This window comes from Streptomyces venezuelae, from assembly GCF_008642295.1.
GTDB classification, from domain to species: domain Bacteria; phylum Actinomycetota; class Actinomycetes; order Streptomycetales; family Streptomycetaceae; genus Streptomyces; species Streptomyces venezuelae_C.
This window is the reverse complement of record NZ_CP029190.1, coordinates 5,750,255-5,769,453: the sequence shown is the minus strand read 5'-3', so window position 1 is coordinate 5,769,453 and position 19,199 is coordinate 5,750,255. Positions and strand designations below refer to the sequence as shown.

The window sequence follows — 19,199 nt, the reverse complement described above, 5'->3', positions numbered from 1 at the left end:
TAGAGGTTGTTACCGATCGGTATCCAGCCGGGTTACCGACGGTACCCGGGGAGGCGCGTGTGACGGGGCCCGAGACGGTTCCCCGACGCCGCCCCGCCGGGGCGGCTCCGCTCCATGAGCCGAGCCGCCCCGGCCGCGACCGGGGCTACCAGACCCGGACCGAGCCTCCCTTGGCGAAGGCCGGGCTGGTGGCCCCCGGCGGGATCTCCGTCAGGGGTTCGGCGATCTCCGAGACCAGGGGGCCGCACTTCGCGGCCAACGCGTCCAGCAGGGTGAGGTCGAAGCCGTAGACCCGGGCCGCGTTGCCGCCGGCCATCGCGGCGACCTCCTCGCGCGGCAGGCCCGCGTAGGCGATCCGCAGGCCCTCCCGGGAGAACGGGGTGGTGCCCTCGTCGTGGGGGTAGTCGCTGCCCCACATGATCTTGTCGAGGCCGATCCGGTCGCGGAGCGGCACCTCGTGCGGGCGCATGAAGCTGGCGCCGACGAAGCAGTTGTCCCGCCAGACCTCGCTCGGGCCCTTGCCCATCGCCTCGGCCAGGCCCGCGCCGAATTTGGACTCGGCGGTGGCCGAGGCCGCCACCAGTCGGCCGTGGTAGTAGTCCAGCATCTCCAGCACCCCCGGGATCCAGCCCGAGCCCTGCTCCGTCAGGACCAGCGTCAGATCTGGGTGGCGGCGGAAGGCCCCGCCGAAGACCAGGTGCCACAGGGCGCGGTGGGAGAACCAGGTGGTCTCCACCATGAAGACCGCACGGGCGGCGGGCTCGTCGCCCAGCGGCGGCGAGGCCGAGCCGCCGTGGTGGTTGACCGGGACGCCGAGTTCCGCGCAGACCGCCCAGATCGGGTCGTACGCCGCCGAGTACAGCTCCGGCACCGGGGAGCCGGGCGGGACGCCCGGCAGCAGGATGCCGCCGGTCAGGCCCGCCTCCCGGGTGCGGCGGATCTCCGCCACCGCCGCGTCCACGTCGTTCAGCAGGATCTGGACCACTCCCGCCCGGCGCCCCGGCGCGTCCGCGCAGAAGTCGGCCAGCCAGCGGTTGTGGGCCTGCAGGCCGGCCCACCGCTGTTCGTACTCCGCCCGGGTCGGCGGCTGGGCCATCAGCGAGGCGTTCGGGAAGAACGGCGGGATGGTGTTGGGGAAGACGACCTCCGCGACGATCCCGTCCGCCTCCAGCTCCGCCAGCCGCCGGGCCGAGTTCCAGTTCCGGTCGGCGGTGTCCGCGAGCAGGTCCTCGTACGGGTTGACGAAGCCGGCCGCCCAGGCGTCGAAGTCCTCGTGGTGCTTCTTCTCCAGGTACGGCCTGTAGTCGAGCAGGTCGGCGCCCGCATGGCAGTCGGCCGAGATCACCGTGTAGCGGTCCTCGCTCACCGGTCCACCCCCAGGACCGGGAAGTCGTTCTCGGTGAGCCAGTGCCGGCCGACCTCGCGGGAGCGGGCCCAGGAGGCCTCGACGGCGGCCTGGTCCGGGGACTGGCCCAGGTCCGCCGGGGTGGGTCCGATCCGTTGGGCGATCGGGGCCAGTTTGGCGGTGTCGAAGCCGAAGACCTCCGCCGCCGCCAGGCCCAGCATGCGCCGGGTCTCGGCCACTGGGATGTCGTGGAAGGTGTTCCGCAGCCAGGCGCGGGTGTTGGGCCAGGTCCCCTCGGGGTGCGGGAAGTCCGAGCCCCACAGGATGTTGTCCACGCCGATCTCGTAGCGCTGCGCGAGTTCGCGGCGCTTGGTGTTGGTGGCGCAGACGAAGACCTGCCGGTCCAGGTACTCGCTCGGCGGGCGCTTCAGCTCGGCGAAGGGGGAGAGCTTCTTCCCGCCGTGTGCGCCGAGGTAGAGGCGGTCCATGAACCAGAGCTGGTTGGGGAGCCACCAGCAGCCGGATTCGGCGACCCCGAACTTCAGGCCGGGGTGCCGCTCGAAGACCCCGGACCAGAGCAGGAACCAGAGCGGGCGGGCCGGCCACCAGGTGACCTCGGAGACGTAGATGCCGAGGTGGTCGCCGTACTCATGGCGCGGGGCCGCGCCCGAGTGGGTGACGATCGGCATGGCGGTCTCGGCCGCCGCCGCCCAGACCGGGTCGTAGCGGCGGTCGTGGTACGGAGCCTTGTCCACCCACATCGAGGGGATCATCAGCGCGCCCAGGCCGGACTCCTTGGCCCGGTGGATCTCCGCGACGACCTTGTCCGGTTCGCCCGTGATGGGGAGGAGGGCCACCCCGCAGTGCCGTTCGGGATTCCCGGAGACGAACTCGGCCAGCCAGCGGTTGTGCGCCTGGGCGCCCGCCATGCCGAGCTCGGGGTCCTGGTCGCCGGAGAGGCCGAGGCCCACCCCGAAGGGGGCGGCGGTCTGGCTGTCCACGGCATCGGCGTCGGGGAACACCACCTCGGCGGCCACACCGTCGCCGTCGAGCTCCTTCAGCCGCTGGGCGGTGTCCCAGCCGCCCTTGAGGCCCTCCTCGTGGTCGTGGAACCACTTCTCGGCGAAGGCCTCGTTGCGGACGCCCAGCCGGGTGGCCTCCTCGCGGCGGGCGTCCCGCTGACCGAGGAATTCATCGAACTGCGGGTGGAAGCGGGAGTCCAGATAGGGGCGGTACTGCTCGGTGGGCAGGCCCGCATGGCAGTCGGAGGAGATGATCAGGTACGGGTCGTGGTGCAGGTCTGCGTACTGGTCTTCGTGCGCGTTCACTGCGGCACTCCTCACTCCTCAGTCGAGGATGAAGCTCTCCAGGTAGGCGGGGTTGGCGCGGTCGAGCATGGACTGCGACCGGGCCCTGATCTGGCGGTCGCTGTGCTCGCTGGCCGGCAGCATCCAGAAGCGGTCCGCGCGGATGCCGGCCACCACGTGCTCGGCGACCTCCTCGACCGGGGTGAAGTCCACCTCGTGGCCGGCCTTCTTCATGGCCGCCTCGTACTGGTCGAGCGTGCGGTACGGGGTCTTGCGCGGGCGCTGCTTGGCGTACCGCTCGGGCCGGTTGCGGTGCGACTCCCACAGGCCGGTGCGCAGCATGTGCGGGCCGGGGAAGAGGACCGAGGCGCCGACGGCCGCGCCCTCCGCCTTGAGGTGGGCGTACAGCGACTCGGTCATGGTGACCACGGCGGCCTTGGTGACCGCGTACACGGAGGCGGTGGGCAGCGGGGCGATACCGCCGTCGCCGGAGGAGGTGTTGACCACATGGCCGGGCTGCGCGCCGGCGATCATGCGGGGAACGAAGGCCTGGATGCCGTGGAAGACGCCCCACACGTTGACGGAGAAGGCCCATTTCCAGTCGTTGGGCTCGTGCTCCCACATCCGGCCCTCGGCGCCCGATCCGACGCCCGCGTTGTTGCACAGCACGTGGACCGCGCCGAAGGCCTCGTACGCGGCCTCGGCGAGGGCGAGGACGGAGTCGCGGTCGCTGACGTCCACGGTGCGGGCGAGGACCTCGGCGCCGTCGGCGGTCAGCTCCTGGGCGGCCTTGGCGAGGGCGCCCTCCGCCACGTCGGCGAGGACGACCCTGAGGCCCTCGGCGGCGAAGCGGCGGGCCATCGCGAGGCCGATGCCGCTCGCGGCGCCGGTGACCACCGCCACCTGTCCGGGTGCGAGCTCCATGTCACACGCTCCCCTCGGGCGGCCCGTCCAGGATCTGCATCGGGTCGTCGTAGCGCTGGTGGATGTACGGGAGCAGGGCCTGGGCGCTGACCCGCTCGACGACCCGGCCCTTCTGGTCGGTGGTCTTCTCCCCGATGGTGATCTCGACGATCCGGCGGACCGGCAGGTCGGCCACGGGGTCGAACATGGACTCCCGGAGCACGATGTCGCCGGTGACGTGCTCCAGCCTGCGGACCTTCTCGTTGCGGGTGCAGTGGACGAGCACCGGGTCGGAATCGAAGCCCGAACCGTCCACCGCGGGAAGGAACTTGAAGTAGAAGTCCGTCTTCTGGGTGGGTCCGGGCAGCGGCAGCTCGCGGTCCACGGCCCCGCGCACCTCGACGAAGGCGATGCCGTGCCGGGCGAGGGAGGCGTGGACCACCAGTCCGTCGCGCTCGACGGAGACCTCGCCCAGCTTCTTGGGTTCGCCGAAGACCTCGCGGCCCCCGGTCAGGGCCCGCTCGTGGGTCATCGGCATGACCAGCGGGTACCAGCCCTCGACCCCGCCGTGCCGGGCGGCGACGGCCACCGAGCCGGCGCCGAGCGGGTAGCCGGGCAGGTCGACCTTGCTGATGTTGGCCCGTACGAGGGGCCGTTCGGCCGGCTTCAGCGGCGGGGGCAGGACCGCCGCCACCACGTCCGGGTCGCTCTCCCAGACGGCGACCACACCGGTGGACCAGATGTCGGGGAGCTTGGAACTCTTCTCGCGCGAAGCGGCGATCTCGGCCTCGGTGCGCGCTCCGTACCGTACGCGTGCCATGTCTCGCACCATCCCTCGTCTCGGGCGGAGTCGGTTCTGTAACACAGTTACACCGCTGCCGATGAAGGGTAAAGACCCCTGCACTCACCAGAACTGACGTTCCGACAGATTGGCGGCGAACCGATGACGAGGAGCTCGCTGACCCGTGAGGAGGTGCTGGAGACGGCCACGTCCCTGGTCAAACAGCACGGCCCGGCCGCCCTCACCATGCGCAAGCTGGCCGCCGAGCTGGGCACCGCCGTCACCTCCATCTACTGGCACGTGGGCAACCGCGAGTCCCTGCTCGACGCCCTGGTGGAACGGACCGTCACCGAGATGGGCGTGATCCGCCCCGCCGGCCGCACCCCCGTCGACCGGATCGTGTCGGTGGCCCGGGGCCTGCGCCGAGAGCTCCGCGAACGTCCGCACCTGATCGCGATGGTCCACGAACGCGGGCTCACCGAGCGGATGTTCCTGCCCGCCCAGCAGGCCCTGGTGCACGAGGTGCACGCGGCCGGACTGCGCGGGGCGCGGGCCGCGGACGCGGTCCGGGCGGTCCAGTTCCAGATCGTCGGGTTCGTCCTGGTCGAGCGGAGCCGCGAGCGCTCCCCCGCACAGTCCCCGGCTGAGGGCGAACTCTGGGACCCTCCCCCCGGCTCCGCCCCCGACGACCCGGCCCTGTCCCGCGCCCTGGCCCGCCCGGCCGATCCGGAGAAGCTCTTCCTGCTCTCCGTACGCGCCCTGGTGACGGCGCTGCTGAAGACCGGCTGACGACCTGCCCGACGACCTGCCCGACGGCCGGCTGACGGCCGGCTGTCCGCCCCTTCGGTCCCCCGGTGTCAGTCCGGGCCCGTATCCTCTGTGACCATGCTCGACGACCGAACGACCGCAGACACGACGTGGCCGGCCGCCTATCCCCAGGGGTACGCGGTCGTCGACGTGGAGACCACCGGGCTCGCGCGCGAGGACCGGATAGTGTCGGCGGCCGTCTACCGGCTCGACGCCCAGGGCAATGTGGAGGACCACTGGTACACCCTGGTCAATCCGCAGCGCGACCCCGGCCCGGTCTGGATCCACGGCCTGACCAGTGAGGTCCTGGCCGGTGCCCCGCTGTTCCGGGACATCGCCGAGGAGTTCGCGGACCGGCTCGCGGACCGGGTGCTGGTCGCGCACAACGCCATGTTCGACTGGTCGATGATCGCCCGCGAGTACGCGCGGGCCGAGGGCGCGGCCCCGGTCCGGCAACGGCTGTGCACCATCGCCCTGTCGAAGGAACTGAACCTGCCGCTGCCCAACCACAAGCTGGAGTCCCTGGCCGCACACTTCGGCGTGGTACAGCAGCGTGCCCACCACGCACTCGACGACGCCCGGGTGCTGGCGGAGGCCTTCCGTCCGTCGCTGCACACCGCCGCCCGGGACGGTGTCCGGCTGCCCCTGCTCGAATGCCGCCCGCTGACCGAGTGGACGGACTCCCCCGCCACCCCCCGGATCGGCTACCAGGCCGGATACGGGGCGGCGCGCAACAGCTGGCGGCCCTCCCGGAAGCGGCCGGCCTGCCCGCACCCGAACCCCGGCCGGTTCGAGGACGGCCGACCGCTCAAGCAGGGCATGCGGATCGCCTTCTCCGGGGACACCTCGGTGGAGCGGGACCTGCTGGAGGACCGGGCCGTGGAGGCCGGTCTGCACATCGCGACCAGCGTGTCCCGGCTCACCAGCCTGCTGGTGACCAACGACCCGGACTCCGCCACCTCCAAGACCGTCAAGGCGAAGGCGTACGGCACCCCGATCGTGGACGAGGCCGCCTTCACCCAGCTGCTGCGGGACGTGGCTCCGGCAGACGGGTGAGCCTCGGGCGACTCGCCCGGCACCCGCTCGCCCGGCCGGGCCGTCCGGTCCCACCCTGTGGCGCATGGCACGTTGTGAGGTCTGCGGAAACGATTACGGCATGTCCTTCGAGGTGCACGCGCAGGGCGCGGTGCACGTCTTCGACTGCTTCTCCTGCGCCATTCACCGCATGGCGCCCATCTGCGAACACTGCCGGGTGCAGATCATCGGGCAGGGCGTCGAGGTCGAGGGGCAGTGGTTCTGCGGAGCGCACTGCGCCCGCGCGGAGGGGAAGGTGGGCATCGTCGACCGCGTCTGACCCCGGCCCCACCCCCATCCCGACCCGCGGCCCGACCCGCGGCCCGTGCGGGCCCCGGCAGGCGCACCCGCCCGCCGGGGCCCGTCGCGCGCCGGGTACCGTCAGGGGGGTGTACCGCTTTGTGCTGACCCGGCAGTGGGTGTGCCTCACCCTCGTCGCCCTCGTCCTCATCCCCGCGATGGTCAAGCTGGGGTTCTGGCAGTACCACCGCCATGAGCGCCGGGTCGCCCAGAACGCACTGATCGAGGCCAACCTGACGGCCCCGCCGAAGCCGGTCACCGAGCTCACCTCCCCGGGCCACCTGGTCCCGCGCGCCGACTACTGGCGGTCGGTGACCGCCACCGGCGTGTACGACACCGCGCACGAGGTCGTGGTCCGGATGCGGACCTCCAACGACGACAAGGTCGGCTTCCACGTACTGACCCCGCTGGTGCTCCCGGACGGCCGGGCGGTCCTGGTCAACCGGGGCTGGGTGCCCGGCGGCGGCGACCCGCGCGCCTACCCGCCGGTGCCGGCCGCCCCGGCCGGGGAGGTCACCGTCCAGGGACGGCTCAAGGCGGACGAGACCAGCGGCAGCAGCGGGATCAAGGACCGCAAGGGCCTGCCGGACCGCCAGGTCATGCTGATCAACAGCGCGCAGCAGGCGGAGACCCTCAAGAAGCCGGTGCTCGGCGGGTACATCGAGCTGGCCGGGCCGGCCCCGGCCGGCCCCGAGGGCCCGGAGCCGGTGGGCACCCCCGACCACGACTCGATCGGCGCGCACATGGCGTACGCCGTGCAGTGGTGGATGTTCGCCTTCGGGGTCCCGGTGGGCTGGGTGGTCCTGGTGCGCCGGGAGAAGCGGGACCGCGAGGCGGCGGTCGCCCCGGGCTCCGGGGCCTCGGCCGCCGGGGAACCGGAGCCGGCCACCGCGTAGCGTGTAGCCATGGATCTTGGACTGAAGGACCGTGTCTACGTCGTCACCGGGGCAACCCGCGGGCTGGGGTACGCCACCGCCCGGGAACTGACCGCCGACGGCGCGAAGGTGGTGCTGACCGGACGGGACGAGGGGCGCGCGGCGGAGGCCGCGAAGGCACTCGGCCCGAACGCGGTCGGGGTGGCCGCCGACAACTCCGACCCGGCTGCCGCCGGACGGCTGATCGCCACGGCCCGCGAGCGGTTCGGCCGGTTCGACGGGATCCTCGTGAGCGTCGGGGGCCCGGCGCCGGGCTTCGTCGCGGACAACACCGACGAGCAGTGGACGGCCTCGTTCGAGTCCGTCTTCCTGGGAGCGGTCCGGCTGGCCCGGGCCGCCTCGGCCGAGCTGGGCGAGGGCGGGGTCATCGGCTTCGTGCTGTCGGGCTCGGTGCACGAGCCGATCCCCGGCCTGACCATCTCCAACGGCCTGCGGCCGGGGCTGGCCGGTTTCGCGAAGTCCCTCTCGGACGAGCTGGGTCCGCGCGGCATCCGGGTGCTGGGCCTGCTGCCGGCGCGGATCGACACGGACCGGGTGCGGGAGCTGGACGCACTGTCCGGCGACGCGGAGGCGGCTCGCGCCGCCAACGAGGGGCGGATTCCGCTGCGCCGGTACGGGACTCCGGAGGAGTTCGGCCGGACGGCGGCGTTCGTCCTCTCCCCCGCGGCCTCGTACCTGACCGGCATCATGCTCCCGGTCGACGGCGGCGCCCGCCACGGCTTCTAGCCGACGGTGTACCGGCCCTAGTGCTGTGACCGGAAAGGTTCACCGGCCCGCGGCGCCCGGCACGGCACCTCGCCGCGTTGTCGGGCCACGCAAGTACGTCCAGTACGAGCCGTGGCCCTCCGCCTTGCGATGCACCGCACCGGACGCCGCGGGCCCACCGGCAAACCTTTCCGGTCACAGCACTAGGCGACGCGGCGGGGGCCCTGGTCCGTGATGCGGAGGCGGGCTTCCAGGGGGAGTCGGGGGAGCGCCGCCGCCGTACGGGCGTGGGCCAGGACCGGGCCCTCCAGCCCGGCCAGGACGTCCGCCGGCACGGCGTACGGCTCCAGCCGCAGCGCCACCCGCAGGGCCGGCCCGCCCCGCCGGCCCGCCAGGGTGACCCGGCTGCGGGCGACGCCGTCCAGGGCATCGCACTCCGCGGCCACCGCCTCCTCCAGCGCCCGCCCGCGCAACGCGGCGAACGCCCCGTCCCCGGTGTCCACCAGCACCACCGCCGGCCGTGCCCGCCGCACCTGCGCCAGCAGCCAGCACAGGGCCAGCAGCACCACCAGCCCCAGCCCCGCCACCAGCACCCACCACGCCCACCCTTCGAGCTGCCAGTGGCGCCGCCGGGCCGCGCTCAGCAGGGGTGCGTGCCGGCCGGCGAACGGCCAGGACGCGGTGAGCACGGCCGTGCCGGCCGCCGTCAGGACCAGCCCGGCCGCCGCCAGCAGGACCCGGTTGACCGTCCCGAGCATGTGCGCTCACCCCTTCCGGTCGGGCCGGCTCACCCGCACGTGCAGCTCCGGCTCCTGCGCCAGGCCGAGTTCCGCGATGCCGACGGCGAGTACCTGCTCCAGGTCGGCCCGTACCTCGTCCAGTTCGCGGAAGTGCGAGCCGGCCCGGACCGCCACCCGGGTCCGGCCCATCCGGACCCGGACCGTCCGGACCCCTGGCACCTCCATCGCCCGGTCCCGCAGCACCAGCCCGGCCGCCCTGCGGCCCAGACCGGCCCGGGCCCCCGGGTCCGTCGCGCGCATCGGCAGGACGCCCCGCAGTCCCGGGGTGAACGCGAGCAGCAGCAGCCACAGTCCGGCCAGGACGGCCACGGCGCCGCCCAGCAGCACGATCGCCTCCTCCAGGGTGTGCCGGTCGAGCAGTCCTCCGAGTTCGCGCCGCCACTGCATGGCCGGCCGGTCCGCCCGGACCGCCACCAGGTCGTACAGCAGGACCCCGGAGGCGGTCAGCAGCACCAGCGCGGCCAGGGCGGCGGGGAGCCGGCGCGCCGACCGCGGCCGGTCTCGGTGGGCGGCGGTCACCGGACCCGGCCCCGCCCGGTGGGCCGGGCCCGTACCGGGTGCAGCCGCTCGACGTCGATGTCCACCTCCGGGACGGCCATCTCCGTGCACTCCTCGATCCGTTCGGCGACATGGCGGCGTACGGCGGCGCACAGTGCGGCGATGTCGGCGGGGTAGCCGAGTTCCAGGCCGATCCGGACCCGGGCGATGTCGTGGTGCACGGTGACCGTCGCATGGGGTGCCCCCGCGGGACCGGCCGGCCGGGCTGCGGGGCCCAGGGCCTCGCGGGCCGCCCGGGCCGCGATCCTGGCGATGACCCGGTCGGCGATCCGGGTGGCACCCCGGTCGGCGGCGGGGATGCGGGCCGGGGCGGACCGGGCCGGCTGCGGCCGTGGCGCGGTCACCGCTCAACCCCGCCGGTCGTCGCGCGGGCGGAAGAAATCTCCGAGTTCCAGGTCTCCGTCGACGATCCGGCCGGCCACGAAGCCGATCGCGCCGAGCGCGGCCACCAGCAGGAACGCGCCGAAGCCGCCGAAGTACCCGGCGAATCCGAGTGCCATGCCGGCCAGCAGGCCGACCACCGCCATGCTCATGCGGGACTCCTCGCCACGGGGTCAGCGGAGCCGGGTCTCCGGCGCCCTGCCCGGCTCGTATGCGTCGCCGTCCTCGTCCGCGTCGTCATCGGGGAGTTTGACGTCGGTGACCGCGATGTTGACCTCGACGACCTCCAGTCCGGTCATCCGTTCCACCGATGCGATGACGTTCTCCCGGACCGCCCGGGCCACCTCCCGGATGGGCACCCCGTAGTCCACGACGAGGTCCAGGTCGAGGGCGGTCTGGACCTCGCCGACCTCTGCCTTGACCCCCCGGGAGGCGGGTTTCGACCCGCCGGGGGCCCGGTCGCGGGCCGGGCCGTGGCCGCGGGAGCCACCGCCCAGGGCGTGCACGCCGGGGACCTCGCGGGCGGCCAGTCCGGCGATCTTCTCGACCACCCCGTCGGCGATGGTGGTCCGGCCCCGCCCGGCCGGGTCCCGGTCCGGACCGCCCGGCCCCGCTGACGCGGTTTCGGTCATCTCGGCTCCCTTCGCACCCGACTGGGCTCTGCGACCACGGTACGTGCGCAGGGCGGTACGCGCCGAGAGGAAACGGCCGGACGGGCGGAACCGGGGTGCGGGGCCGCGGCCCCGCCCGGTCAGCCGGTCAGCCGGTCAGCCGGTCAGCCGGTCAGCCGGTCAGCCGGTCAGTCCGAGAGTCCCGCGAGGTCCCGCAGCCTGCGGGCCTGGGCCGCGCGCTCGGCCGTGCGCTGCTCGTCGTAGGTACGGCCGACGGCGCCCCGGAGCAGGGCCTTGGTCTCGATCACGGCGTCCCGCGGGGCAGCGAGCAGTGCCGCGCCCAGGTCCCGTACGGCAGGTTCGAGTTCGGCCACGGGAACCACCAGGTTCGCCAGGCCGATGCGTTCGGCCTCCTCCGCGTGCACGAAGCGGCCGGTGGCGCAGATCTCCAGGGCACGGGCGTACCCGACCAGGGCGGTCAGCGGCTGGGTGCCGCCGAGGTCCGGAACCAGGCCGAGGCTGGTCTCGCGCATGGCGAACTGCACGTCCTCCGCGACCACGCGCAGGTCACAGGCGAGGGCGAGCTGGAACCCCGCGCCGATGGCATGGCCCTGCACGGCCGCGATGGTGATGATGTCGTTCCGCCGCCACCAGGTGAAGGCTTCCTGGTACTCGGCGATGGTGGCGTCCAGCTTCTGGTCGGAGCCGCGCGCCAGGTCAAGGAAGGACGGTTCTCCCTCGAAGCCTTCGGGAGTGAACGCCTGCCGGTCGAGGCCGGCGGAGAAGGACTTGCCCTCGCCGCTGAGCACCACGATCCGGACGGTGCCCGGCAGTGACTGACCCGCCTCGGCCAACGCCCGCCAGAGCGCGGGAGATTGAGCGTTTCGCTTGGCCGGATTGGTCAGTGTCACCGTGGCGGTTGCGCCGTCGACGGTGAGCCGTACGCCGTCCTTGTCGAGCAGATCCATCTGGGCCTCCGGGTGGGTGGGTACCGTGCAGCGTCCACTAAGTGACTGCACAGTAACCACCCAGCCGACCCTGCGGCCGACCGGGGGTCACCAGTGTGCGAACGTCGGCGACAGCCCTGGATCAGGCCGCAGCCGCCTTCTTGCCGCGCGTCGCGCCACCGCGGCCACGCAGTGTGACTCCGGACTCGCTGAGCATCCGGTGGACGAACCCGTAGGACCGGCCGGTCTCCTCGGCCAGCGCCCGGATACTCGCACCGGAGTCGTACTTTTTCTTCAGGTCTGCCGCGAGCTTGTCGCGCGCGGCGCCGGTCACCCGGCTGCCCTTCTTCAGAGTCTCGGCCACCCGTGCCTCCTCATGGGAAGTGCGCTCTGGACTTCTCATGATCACCCCTCCCGGGCTTCCTGGCCACCCATTCAGCAAGGTCCGGGCAACCGCATTTCCCGGTGAGTGGACACAGGCGCAGAACGGAATCTCCTCTTCCGCTGCATGACCTCCATCACATTCCGGCTGAGCCGGAATAAATCTCCAGGTCAGGACCTCAAGCCGGAATGCAGCCGACCCCGGCCGGGCACCTGGGGGTACGCGACCGGGGTCGTGGAACGGCGAGCGAGGGTACGAGACCGTCTCACTCAGATGATGGATCAGCGGTGAGCCGAATGATCCAGAAGGAATTGGATCAACGGGCCGGGATCACGCGTCAGGCAAGAGCGACCAGGTCCCGGTAGTCGGGACCCCACAGGTCCTCGACCCCGTCCGGGAGCAGAATGATCCGCTCCGGCTCCAGCGCCTCGACCGCGCCCTCGTCGTGCGTGACGAGGATGACGGCGCCCTTGTAGGTGCGCAGCGCGCCGAGGATCTCCTCGCGGCTGGCCGGGTCGAGGTTGTTGGTGGGCTCGTCGAGCAGCAGGACGTTCGCCGAGGAGACGACCAGGGTGGCCAGGGCCAGCCGGGTCTTCTCGCCGCCGGAGAGCACCCCCGCCGGCTTGTCCACGTCGTCGCCGGAGAACAGGAACGAGCCGAGGGTCTTGCGGACGTCGACCAGGTCCAGGTCCGGGGCGGCGGAGCGCATGTTCTCCAGGACCGTGCGCTCCGGGTCCAGGGTCTCGTGCTCCTGGGCGTAGTAGCCGAGCTTGAGGCCGTGGCCGGGGGTGACCTCGCCGGTGTCCGGCTTCTCGGCGCCCGCCAGCAGCCGCAGCAGGGTGGTCTTGCCGGCGCCGTTGAGGCCGAGGATGACCACCCGGGAGCCCTTGTCGATGGCCAGGTCGACGTCGGTGAAGATCTCCAGCGAGCCGTACGACTTGGACAGGCCCTCGGCGGTGAGCGGGGTCTTGCCGCAGGGGGCGGGCTCCGGGAAGCGGAGCTTGGCGACCTTGTCGGAGACGCGGACGGCCTCCAGGCCGGAGAGCAGCCGCTCGGCGCGCTTGGCCATGTTCTGGGCGGCGACGGTCTTGGTGGCCTTCGCTCGCATCTTGTCGGCCTGCGAGTTCAGGGCCGCGGCCTTCTTCTCGGCGTTCTGACGCTCGCGCTTGCGGCGCTTCTCGTCGGCCTCGCGCTGCTGCTGGTAGAGCTTCCAGCCCATGTTGTAGACGTCGATGACCGAGCGGTTGGCGTCCAGGTAGAAGACCTTGTTGACCACGGTCTCGACCAGGTCGACATCGTGGGAGATCACGATGAACCCGCCGCGGTAGGTCTTGAGGTAGTCGCGCAGCCAGACGATCGAGTCGGCGTCGAGGTGGTTCGTCGGCTCGTCGAGGAGCAGGGTGTCGGCGTCCGAGAAGAGGATCCGGGAGAGCTCGACGCGGCGGCGCTGACCGCCGGAGAGGGTGTGCAGCGGCTGGCCGAGGACCCGGTCGGGCAGGCCGAGGGCGGCGGCGATGGTGGCGGCCTCCGCCTCGGCGGCGTACCCGCCCTTGGTGAGGAACTCGGTCTCCTGGCGCTCGTACTGCTTGAGGGCCTTGTCGCGGGTGGCGCCGGAGCCGTTGGCGATGCGGTCCTCGTTGGCGCGCATCTTCTTCAGCAGGGTGTCCAGGCCGCGGGCGGACAGGATCCGGTCGCGGGCCAGGACGTCCAGGTCGCCGGTCCGGGGGTCCTGCGGGAGGTAGCCGACCTCGCCGGAGCGGGTGATGGCTCCGGCCGCGGGCTGGCCCTCGCCGGCCAGGCATTTGGTGAGGGTAGTCTTGCCTGCTCCGTTGCGGCCGACCAGGCCGATGCGGTCGCCCTTGGCGACACGGAACGAGGCACTCTCGATGAGGATGCGGGCGCCGGCGCGCAGCTCGATGCCGGTGGCGGTGATCACGGAAATACTCCAGGGCGGGCGGGGACGGCGGAAGGGGCGGTACGCGGGGCTTCTACGCCGCTAGTCCGCAAGGAGATTTGCCATGCGGTTCATTCTACCGGTGGTGCGCAACTACTTATCCGGACGGCTGCCGGGGGGACGGCTGCCGGGGGTGACCTTGCCGTGCTCGTCGGCGGCCAGCAGCGCGCGGTGCCAGGGGACCGAGGGGTCGGCGCAGGACTGCGGGATCAGCACCACCCCGTCGATCCTGACCCGGTCGGCGGGCCGGAAGGTGCAGCCGCGGCGGGGGCGCAGGATCCAGCGGAGGTCGCCGGCTTCCGTTCCGTAGGCCACGGCGTGGGTGGGGGTGAGCACCAGCAGGGTGCGCCCGGCCGGGTCGAGGGGGGCGAGCAGGCCGCCCGCCTCGGCGCCGGGCATGGTGCGGTGCCAGCGGACGCCGGGCGCCCGGCCGGCCTCCGGGCCGGAGGCGGTCCGAGCCGGGTGGCCGATGTCGGTGATCATGCCGTCGTCCCAGAGGGTGAAGGCGTGACCGGGGGCGGCGAGTACCTCGAGCGGGCGCCGGTTCGCCCGGGCATAGGTCCACAGCGGGGTCCCGGTGCCGGGGGCGTAGGCGCGTACGGCCTGCCGGTCGTGGCGCAGCTCGGGAGCGGCGGCGGGGCCGGTGACGGGTCCGTTGACGGGGCCGCCGGCCGGGCCGGCGGCGGGGTGGGCGGTGAGCCGGTCCCCGTAGGGCGCGGCCCGCTCGCCGCCGTTCACCACCGTGTTGGCCACGACGATCGCCAGCACCGGCAGGCTCACGGCCAGCAGCGGGCCGAGGGCGCGGGCCCAGCGCCGCCATCGCCCGGCCGTCGGTGCGGTGCCCTCGGCTCGGGGCGGGACCGGCGGGGCGATCATGTGGGGTCCTTCCGGGCTTCGGCCGTCCGCCGCCTGGGGGCGGAGCGCGGGCGCCGAGCGTAGCCGCACCGGCCGTGCGGTCGCACGCGCCGCCGGTGGGGGTCCCCCGTTCGGCCCTTGCCGTACCTCGTGGCCCGGGGGCGCGTATCAGGATGAAGCGGGTGATACTCGCCGCAGGGGCGGTCCGGTGGCGGCGCGCAATCGAGGGCGGTGCGGGATGCAGTTCGACGAGAACGCCAATCTGGACACTTCCGAGGTCAAGGACGTGCGCAGCAGCCGGGTCCCGGGCGGGAAGGCCACCATCGGCGGCGGTCTCATCGGGTTGATCGCGCTGGTCATGGCGGTGCTGTTCGGGGTGGGGCCGGAGCAGCTGGGGCTGTCCTCCGGCGATCCGGAGCCTGCCGCCACCTCCTCCTCGGCCGCCCAGGTGCAGCAGGCCTGCCGGACCGGCCGGGACGCCAACACCCGCGAGGACTGCCGGCTGGTGGCGGTGGTGAACAGCACCCAGGACTTCTGGCGGCAGGAGTTCACCCGGCGGGGCGGCCGGTACACCCCGGCGTCGACGGTGTTCTTCACCGGCCGGGTGAACACCGCCTGTGGCGCGGCGACCTCGGCGGTCGGGCCGTTCTACTGCCCCGCCGACCGGCAGGTCTATCTGGACCTGGGGTTCTTCAACGAACTGCGGACCAAGTTCGGCGCGACCGGCGGCCCCTTCGCCCAGGCGTATGTGGTGGCCCACGAGTACGGGCACCACATCCAGAACCTGACCGGGACGCTGCAGCGGGCCCAGGAAGGGCAGCAGGGCGCGAACAGCAATGCGGTCAAGGTGGAGCTGCAGGCCGACTGCTATGCGGGGGTGTGGGCGAGGAACGCGACCCGCACCCCGGACGAGTCCACCGGACGGCCGCTGATCACCTCGCTGACGGAGGAGGACATCCGGGACGGGCTGGACGCGGCGGCGGCGGTCGGCGACGACCGGATCCAGGAGAAGTTCCAGGGGCGGGTCATCCCGGAGTCCTTCACCCACGGCTCGGCGGAGCAGCGGCAGCAGTGGTTCTACCAGGGCTTCCGGACCGGCGACATGGCCCAGTGCAACACCTTCCGCTGACTGTCGGTGCCGCCTGCCAGACTGTGTTCCGGGTCACACGCACACAAGGGAGTGATCGTCATGGCAGGTACACCGTCCATCAGTCCGACGCTGACGTACCGGGACGCCACGGCGGCGATCAAGCTGCTGACCGAGGCGTTCGGGTTCACCCGGGTCGCGGTGTACGAGGGTGACGACGGCACGGTGATGCACGCGGAACTGTCGTACGGGAACGGGATGGTGATGCTGGGCAGCCGGGGTACCGGCAGCAAGTTCGACCAGGCGATGGGCCCGGAGCCGGGCCCGACGGGGGTGTACGTGGTGGTCGAGGACGTGGACCGGCACCATCGGCGGGCCGTGGAGCACGGGGTGGAGATCCTGATGGAGCCCACCGACCAGGACTACGGGTCCCGGGACTACATGGCCCGGGACCCGGAGGGCAACATCTGGAGCTTCGGCACCTACGCACCCACGGTCTGACCGGAGGATCACACTCCCCCGGTGTGGACCTGGAAAGCGGCCCGGCGGACCGCCTTGGCGAGGGACGGATCGGGGTGGGCCGCGGCCAGGGCCACCAGGACCTGCACGGTGCGGGGGTGGCCGACCGCGCGGACCTCGTCGAGCAGCCGCGGCACGGTGGTGCGGACGGCCGAGTCCAGGTGCCGGGCGAGCAGCTCCGCCTCGCCGTGGTCGGCGATGGCCGCCGCGGTGTCCACCCAGAGCCAGGTCTGCTCCTCGGCGGTGAGCACGTCCTGGGCGTCTTCCGGGTCCGCGCCGTCGTGCTCGGCGAGCCAGAGCAGGGCGTAGGGGCGCAGGGCTGCCTCGCGGGCGGCGGCGCGGACTTCGGGCTCGGCGGGGGCGCCGACCACCCGGAGCGCCTCGAAGGCGAGGCCGCGGAGCAGGGCGTCCTCGCCGCGGGCGGCCTGGAGGAGCTCGCCGACGGCGTGGCCGACGGGCCGGGCGGCGAGCCAGGCGCGGTACTCGGCGCGGGCCGGGCCGGGGGTGAGCCGGGCGCAGCCGTGCAGCATGGCGGCGGCGGACTGCTCGATGTTCCCGGCGGGGCTCTGGGCGGCCACGCAGATCTGTTCCAGTTTGACCCAGACGGCCCAGCTGCCGAGCGGGGTGAGGCTGGCCTGGGCGGGCCCGAGGGCGACGGCGTCCACCGCGGCCAGCCCGCCGAGCGCCCAGCGCAGCAGCCGGGCCAGTGGTGCGGTCCGCCGCGCCTCGGCTCCGCCGGCTGCGGCCGGCGGCTCCGCCACGGCCGCCGTCACTCCGGAGGCGGCGGCTGCGGTAGCGGCGGCGCCGGTTCCGGCTCCGGTTCCGGCCTCCGCGGTCTGGGCGGGCTCGGTGGCGTACGGGACTTCGCAGCGCTCCTCGCGGAGTTCGGCGACGCGCTGGCCCAGCAGGTCCAGCAGGGCCGGCACGGTGACCGGGCCGGCCGAGAGCTGGAGCAGCGAGAGGACCTGCGGCATCGCCTCGACGACCTCGGCGACCAGCTCGGGGGCGATGTCGGCGGGCGCCGGGTGGACCAGCGACCAGGCGTCGAAGAGGGCGACCCAGCCGCGCAGCACGGCGGTGTCGTCCCGGTCCCAGGCGCGCAGCCGCCAGCCGGGCCGGGCGCTGCCGCCGTGCACCTCGACGAGTCCGGCGAGCCGGGCGCGGTCCCAGCCTGCCTGGACCTGCCCGTGCGTCAGGCTCAGTTCCCCGGAGGCCCGTTCGACGTCGGGGGCGGGCAGTGCACCGGCCGGGGCGGGGCGGGATCCGTCGGCGGTTCCGAGGGTGCGTTCCGCCCAACGGGCCAGCCGTACCGCATCGGAGAGCGACGCCCGGGCCCGGTTGGCGAGTTCGGGCGCGGCGGGGGTTCCCTCCGGCGGGCGCGAGGCGGGCCGGGTGCGCCGGTTGGTCACCGCCTTGCGGGCGGTGGCCACGGAACGCGGGGAGACGAGTCGGAGTCTGGAGTCGCGAGCCAACTGCTCATCAGGCTTTCGGGACGTCACGGAATCAGTCTCGCCCGTCACTGGCCGAAAGCCCAAACGGAACCGGCCGTTACCGCTGGTGGGCCCTGGTACAGACCAGGACAACACACCCGTGACGCCCGTTCCCCGACCGGGTGTTCCCGGACGTCGCGCTCACGTCGGCGGCAGTTCACATAAGAGGGGTCAGGAAGCGGCGCAGCGCTTCCTCGTAGCGGGCCGGGTCGACGTTCCACATTCCCCCGTGCGGGGCGTCCGGGACGGCGTGCAGGGTGACGAGGTCGGGGCGGCTCTCGGCGAAGCGGCGGGCGGGCTCCCAGGGGGCGAGGGCGTCGTCCGGCCCGGCGAAGATCAGGACCGGGATCCGCAGGTCCGCGGGGTCGGCGGCCGGGCTGTGGTGGCCGTTGTGGAGTCCGGCGCGGCTCTCGGCGGCACGGACGGCCAGCGGCAGCAGTACGGCCGGGGTCCGGCGGGCGGCTGCCAGATTCCGCAGGGTGGTGTGCCAGTCCAGCACCGGGGAGTCCAGGACCAGGCCGGCGATGCGGTCGGAGAGGGCCGAGCGTTCGGCGGCGTGCAGGGCCATGGCGGCTCCGGTGGACCAGCCGTAGAGGATGACCCGGCGGGCGCCGAAGCGGAGCGCGTAGCGGATGGCGGCATCGAGATCGCGCCATTCCGATGCCCCGAGGTGGCCGAGGCCGTCCGGGGGCTCGGGGGCGCCCAGGTCACCGCGGTAGGCGAGGTCGAGGACCGGCAGCCGGTGCCCGTGCAGGAAGGGCATCACCACCATGGGGTGCTCCCGGCTGGTGCCGAGGCCGTGGACGGTGATCACCCAGGTGAGGCGGGCGGCCGGGACGAACCAGGCGGGGAGCGCCCCCAGCTCGCCGGGGATGTCCACGTCGGCGTGGTCGAGGCCGAGGGCGGTGCGCGGGTTGCCGAGGTGGATCTGCGGGGTGAGGCGGACCCGGGTGCCGGCGTCGAGACGGCCGTGGGTGACGCGGAGGAGCCGGCGTACGACGGTGTCCGGGGCGTGCGGGGCGTCCGGCAGGACGGGGCCGACCACGGCGTGCACACCTGGGGCGTCCAGTCCGTAGGTGCCCGGGCGCAGCGAGGCCAGGGAGCGGGTGAGCGCGACCCGGCCGGGGGCGGTGCCGTGGACGACGAGCGGGGGGCCGCCGGGCAGGGGGCGGCCGGGTTCGGGCCGCAGGGCCGCATCGGCGGCGTACCGGCCGGCCGCGACTGCGGCTGCTCCGGCTCCCACGAGAAGGGTGGTGACGGCTGCTGCCGTCGCTGTTGCGGGGCGCACCGTTCCAGTTTCGGCGGATCCGGCGCCCCCGGCCAGTGGAACGGAATCCGCCGAATGGCCGGGAAGAGGACGTCCGCGCACGTGATCTGGGTCTCTTCCGGGTGACCCGGAAGCGGGGGCAGAACCGGGGTGCGGCGCACCGGAAGGTTCCGTTCACCCGCGTGTGACGT

At 73.3% G+C, this 19,199-nt stretch carries 22 protein-coding genes; 7 read left to right on the top strand and 15 right to left on the bottom strand.

Annotated features, from left to right (window positions below; translation table 11 throughout):
• Window positions 1-145: 145 nt before the first annotated feature.
• From DEJ50_RS25980 to DEJ50_RS25965, 4 genes are read right to left on the bottom strand one after another with little or no spacing between them, the layout of a single operon-like run.
• Window positions 146-1,366 carry an amidohydrolase family protein gene (locus tag DEJ50_RS25980; protein WP_150210520.1) on the bottom strand — a complete coding sequence of 407 codons (1,221 nt, stop codon included), beginning with the start codon at window positions 1,364-1,366 and terminating at the stop codon, window positions 146-148.
• On the bottom strand, window positions 1,363-2,673 hold the full coding sequence (locus tag DEJ50_RS25975; protein ID WP_223837913.1) for an amidohydrolase family protein: 1,311 nt from the start codon (window positions 2,671-2,673) through the stop codon (window positions 1,363-1,365). The genes DEJ50_RS25980 and DEJ50_RS25975 overlap by 4 nt, the downstream gene beginning before the upstream one ends.
• Window positions 2,674-2,691: 18 nt before the next feature.
• On the bottom strand, window positions 2,692-3,576 hold the full coding sequence (locus DEJ50_RS25970) for an SDR family NAD(P)-dependent oxidoreductase (RefSeq protein WP_150210519.1): 885 nt from the start codon (window positions 3,574-3,576) through the stop codon (window positions 2,692-2,694).
• 1 nt (window position 3,577) lies between these two features.
• The gene (locus tag DEJ50_RS25965) at window positions 3,578-4,375 is read right to left on the bottom strand and encodes an acetoacetate decarboxylase family protein (RefSeq protein WP_150210518.1); all 798 of its coding nucleotides are present in this window, start codon (window positions 4,373-4,375) and stop codon (window positions 3,578-3,580) included.
• A 123-nt stretch (window positions 4,376-4,498) separates the two neighbouring features.
• On the opposite strand from DEJ50_RS25965, the gene DEJ50_RS25960 reads away from it, so the two are divergent.
• From DEJ50_RS25960 to DEJ50_RS25940, 5 genes are all read left to right on the top strand, one after another.
• Window positions 4,499-5,125 (top strand): TetR/AcrR family transcriptional regulator, encoded by a 627-nt coding sequence (locus DEJ50_RS25960; RefSeq protein WP_150210517.1) that lies wholly within the window; start codon window positions 4,499-4,501, stop codon window positions 5,123-5,125.
• A gap of 96 nt (window positions 5,126-5,221) precedes the next feature.
• On the top strand, window positions 5,222-6,199 hold the full coding sequence (locus tag DEJ50_RS25955; RefSeq protein ID WP_150210516.1) for a DEDDh family exonuclease: 978 nt from the start codon (window positions 5,222-5,224) through the stop codon (window positions 6,197-6,199).
• 64 nt (window positions 6,200-6,263) lie between these two features.
• Window positions 6,264-6,497: a hypothetical protein gene (locus DEJ50_RS25950; protein WP_150210515.1), complete on the top strand. Its 234-nt coding sequence runs from the start codon at window positions 6,264-6,266 to the stop codon at window positions 6,495-6,497.
• Between the two features lie 109 nt (window positions 6,498-6,606).
• Window positions 6,607-7,413 (top strand): SURF1 family protein, encoded by an 807-nt coding sequence (locus DEJ50_RS25945; RefSeq protein WP_150210514.1) that lies wholly within the window; start codon window positions 6,607-6,609, stop codon window positions 7,411-7,413.
• Between the two features lie 9 nt (window positions 7,414-7,422).
• Window positions 7,423-8,178, top strand: coding sequence for an SDR family oxidoreductase (locus tag DEJ50_RS25940; protein WP_150210513.1), 756 nt, complete (start codon window positions 7,423-7,425; stop codon window positions 8,176-8,178).
• A 182-nt stretch (window positions 8,179-8,360) separates the two neighbouring features.
• Here the strand turns inward: DEJ50_RS25940 and DEJ50_RS25935 are convergent, their stop codons facing one another.
• From DEJ50_RS25935 to DEJ50_RS25895, 9 genes are all read right to left on the bottom strand, one after another.
• Window positions 8,361-8,915 carry an alkaline shock response membrane anchor protein AmaP gene (locus DEJ50_RS25935; protein ID WP_150210512.1) on the bottom strand — a complete coding sequence of 185 codons (555 nt, stop codon included), beginning with the start codon at window positions 8,913-8,915 and terminating at the stop codon, window positions 8,361-8,363.
• 6 nt (window positions 8,916-8,921) lie between these two features.
• Entirely contained in the window at window positions 8,922-9,566 is a 645-nt protein-coding gene (locus DEJ50_RS25930; protein WP_150210511.1) for a DUF6286 domain-containing protein, read from the bottom strand.
• Window positions 9,473-9,859 carry an Asp23/Gls24 family envelope stress response protein gene (locus tag DEJ50_RS25925; protein ID WP_150210510.1) on the bottom strand — a complete coding sequence of 129 codons (387 nt, stop codon included), beginning with the start codon at window positions 9,857-9,859 and terminating at the stop codon, window positions 9,473-9,475. Before DEJ50_RS25925 ends, DEJ50_RS25930 begins: the two co-directional genes overlap by 94 nt.
• Window positions 9,860-9,862: 3 nt before the next feature.
• Entirely contained in the window at window positions 9,863-10,048 is a 186-nt protein-coding gene (locus tag DEJ50_RS25920) for a hypothetical protein (RefSeq protein WP_150210509.1), read from the bottom strand.
• 21 nt (window positions 10,049-10,069) lie between these two features.
• Complete coding sequence (locus tag DEJ50_RS25915) at window positions 10,070-10,528, bottom strand: Asp23/Gls24 family envelope stress response protein (protein ID WP_150210508.1); 459 nt, start codon at window positions 10,526-10,528, stop codon at window positions 10,070-10,072.
• A gap of 167 nt (window positions 10,529-10,695) precedes the next feature.
• Window positions 10,696-11,475 (bottom strand): enoyl-CoA hydratase/isomerase family protein, encoded by a 780-nt coding sequence (locus DEJ50_RS25910; RefSeq protein ID WP_150210507.1) that lies wholly within the window; start codon window positions 11,473-11,475, stop codon window positions 10,696-10,698.
• Between the two features lie 121 nt (window positions 11,476-11,596).
• Window positions 11,597-11,818, bottom strand: a complete 222-nt coding sequence (locus DEJ50_RS25905) for a helix-turn-helix domain-containing protein (protein ID WP_007263382.1) — start codon at window positions 11,816-11,818, stop codon at window positions 11,597-11,599.
• Window positions 11,819-12,173: 355 nt separating this feature from the next.
• Window positions 12,174-13,772: an ABC-F family ATP-binding cassette domain-containing protein gene (locus tag DEJ50_RS25900; RefSeq protein WP_150210506.1), complete on the bottom strand. Its 1,599-nt coding sequence runs from the start codon at window positions 13,770-13,772 to the stop codon at window positions 12,174-12,176.
• Window positions 13,773-13,883: 111 nt separating this feature from the next.
• Complete coding sequence (locus tag DEJ50_RS25895; RefSeq protein WP_150210505.1) at window positions 13,884-14,666, bottom strand: hypothetical protein; 783 nt, start codon at window positions 14,664-14,666, stop codon at window positions 13,884-13,886.
• 217 nt (window positions 14,667-14,883) lie between these two features.
• Here DEJ50_RS25895 and DEJ50_RS25890 point away from each other — a divergent pair, with 217 nt between their 5' ends.
• Entirely contained in the window at window positions 14,884-15,774 is an 891-nt protein-coding gene (locus DEJ50_RS25890) for a neutral zinc metallopeptidase (RefSeq protein WP_150210504.1), read from the top strand.
• A 60-nt stretch (window positions 15,775-15,834) separates the two neighbouring features.
• Window positions 15,835-16,233, top strand: coding sequence for a VOC family protein (locus DEJ50_RS25885; protein WP_150210503.1), 399 nt, complete (start codon window positions 15,835-15,837; stop codon window positions 16,231-16,233).
• A gap of 8 nt (window positions 16,234-16,241) precedes the next feature.
• Here DEJ50_RS25885 and DEJ50_RS25880 read toward each other — a convergent pair whose 3' ends face one another.
• On the bottom strand, window positions 16,242-17,750 hold the full coding sequence (locus DEJ50_RS25880; protein WP_411757640.1) for a hypothetical protein: 1,509 nt from the start codon (window positions 17,748-17,750) through the stop codon (window positions 16,242-16,244).
• Window positions 17,751-17,898: 148 nt separating this feature from the next.
• On the bottom strand, window positions 17,899-19,029 hold the full coding sequence (locus DEJ50_RS25875) for an alpha/beta hydrolase family protein (protein WP_150210502.1): 1,131 nt from the start codon (window positions 19,027-19,029) through the stop codon (window positions 17,899-17,901).
• Between the last annotated feature and the right edge of the window lie 170 nt (window positions 19,030-19,199).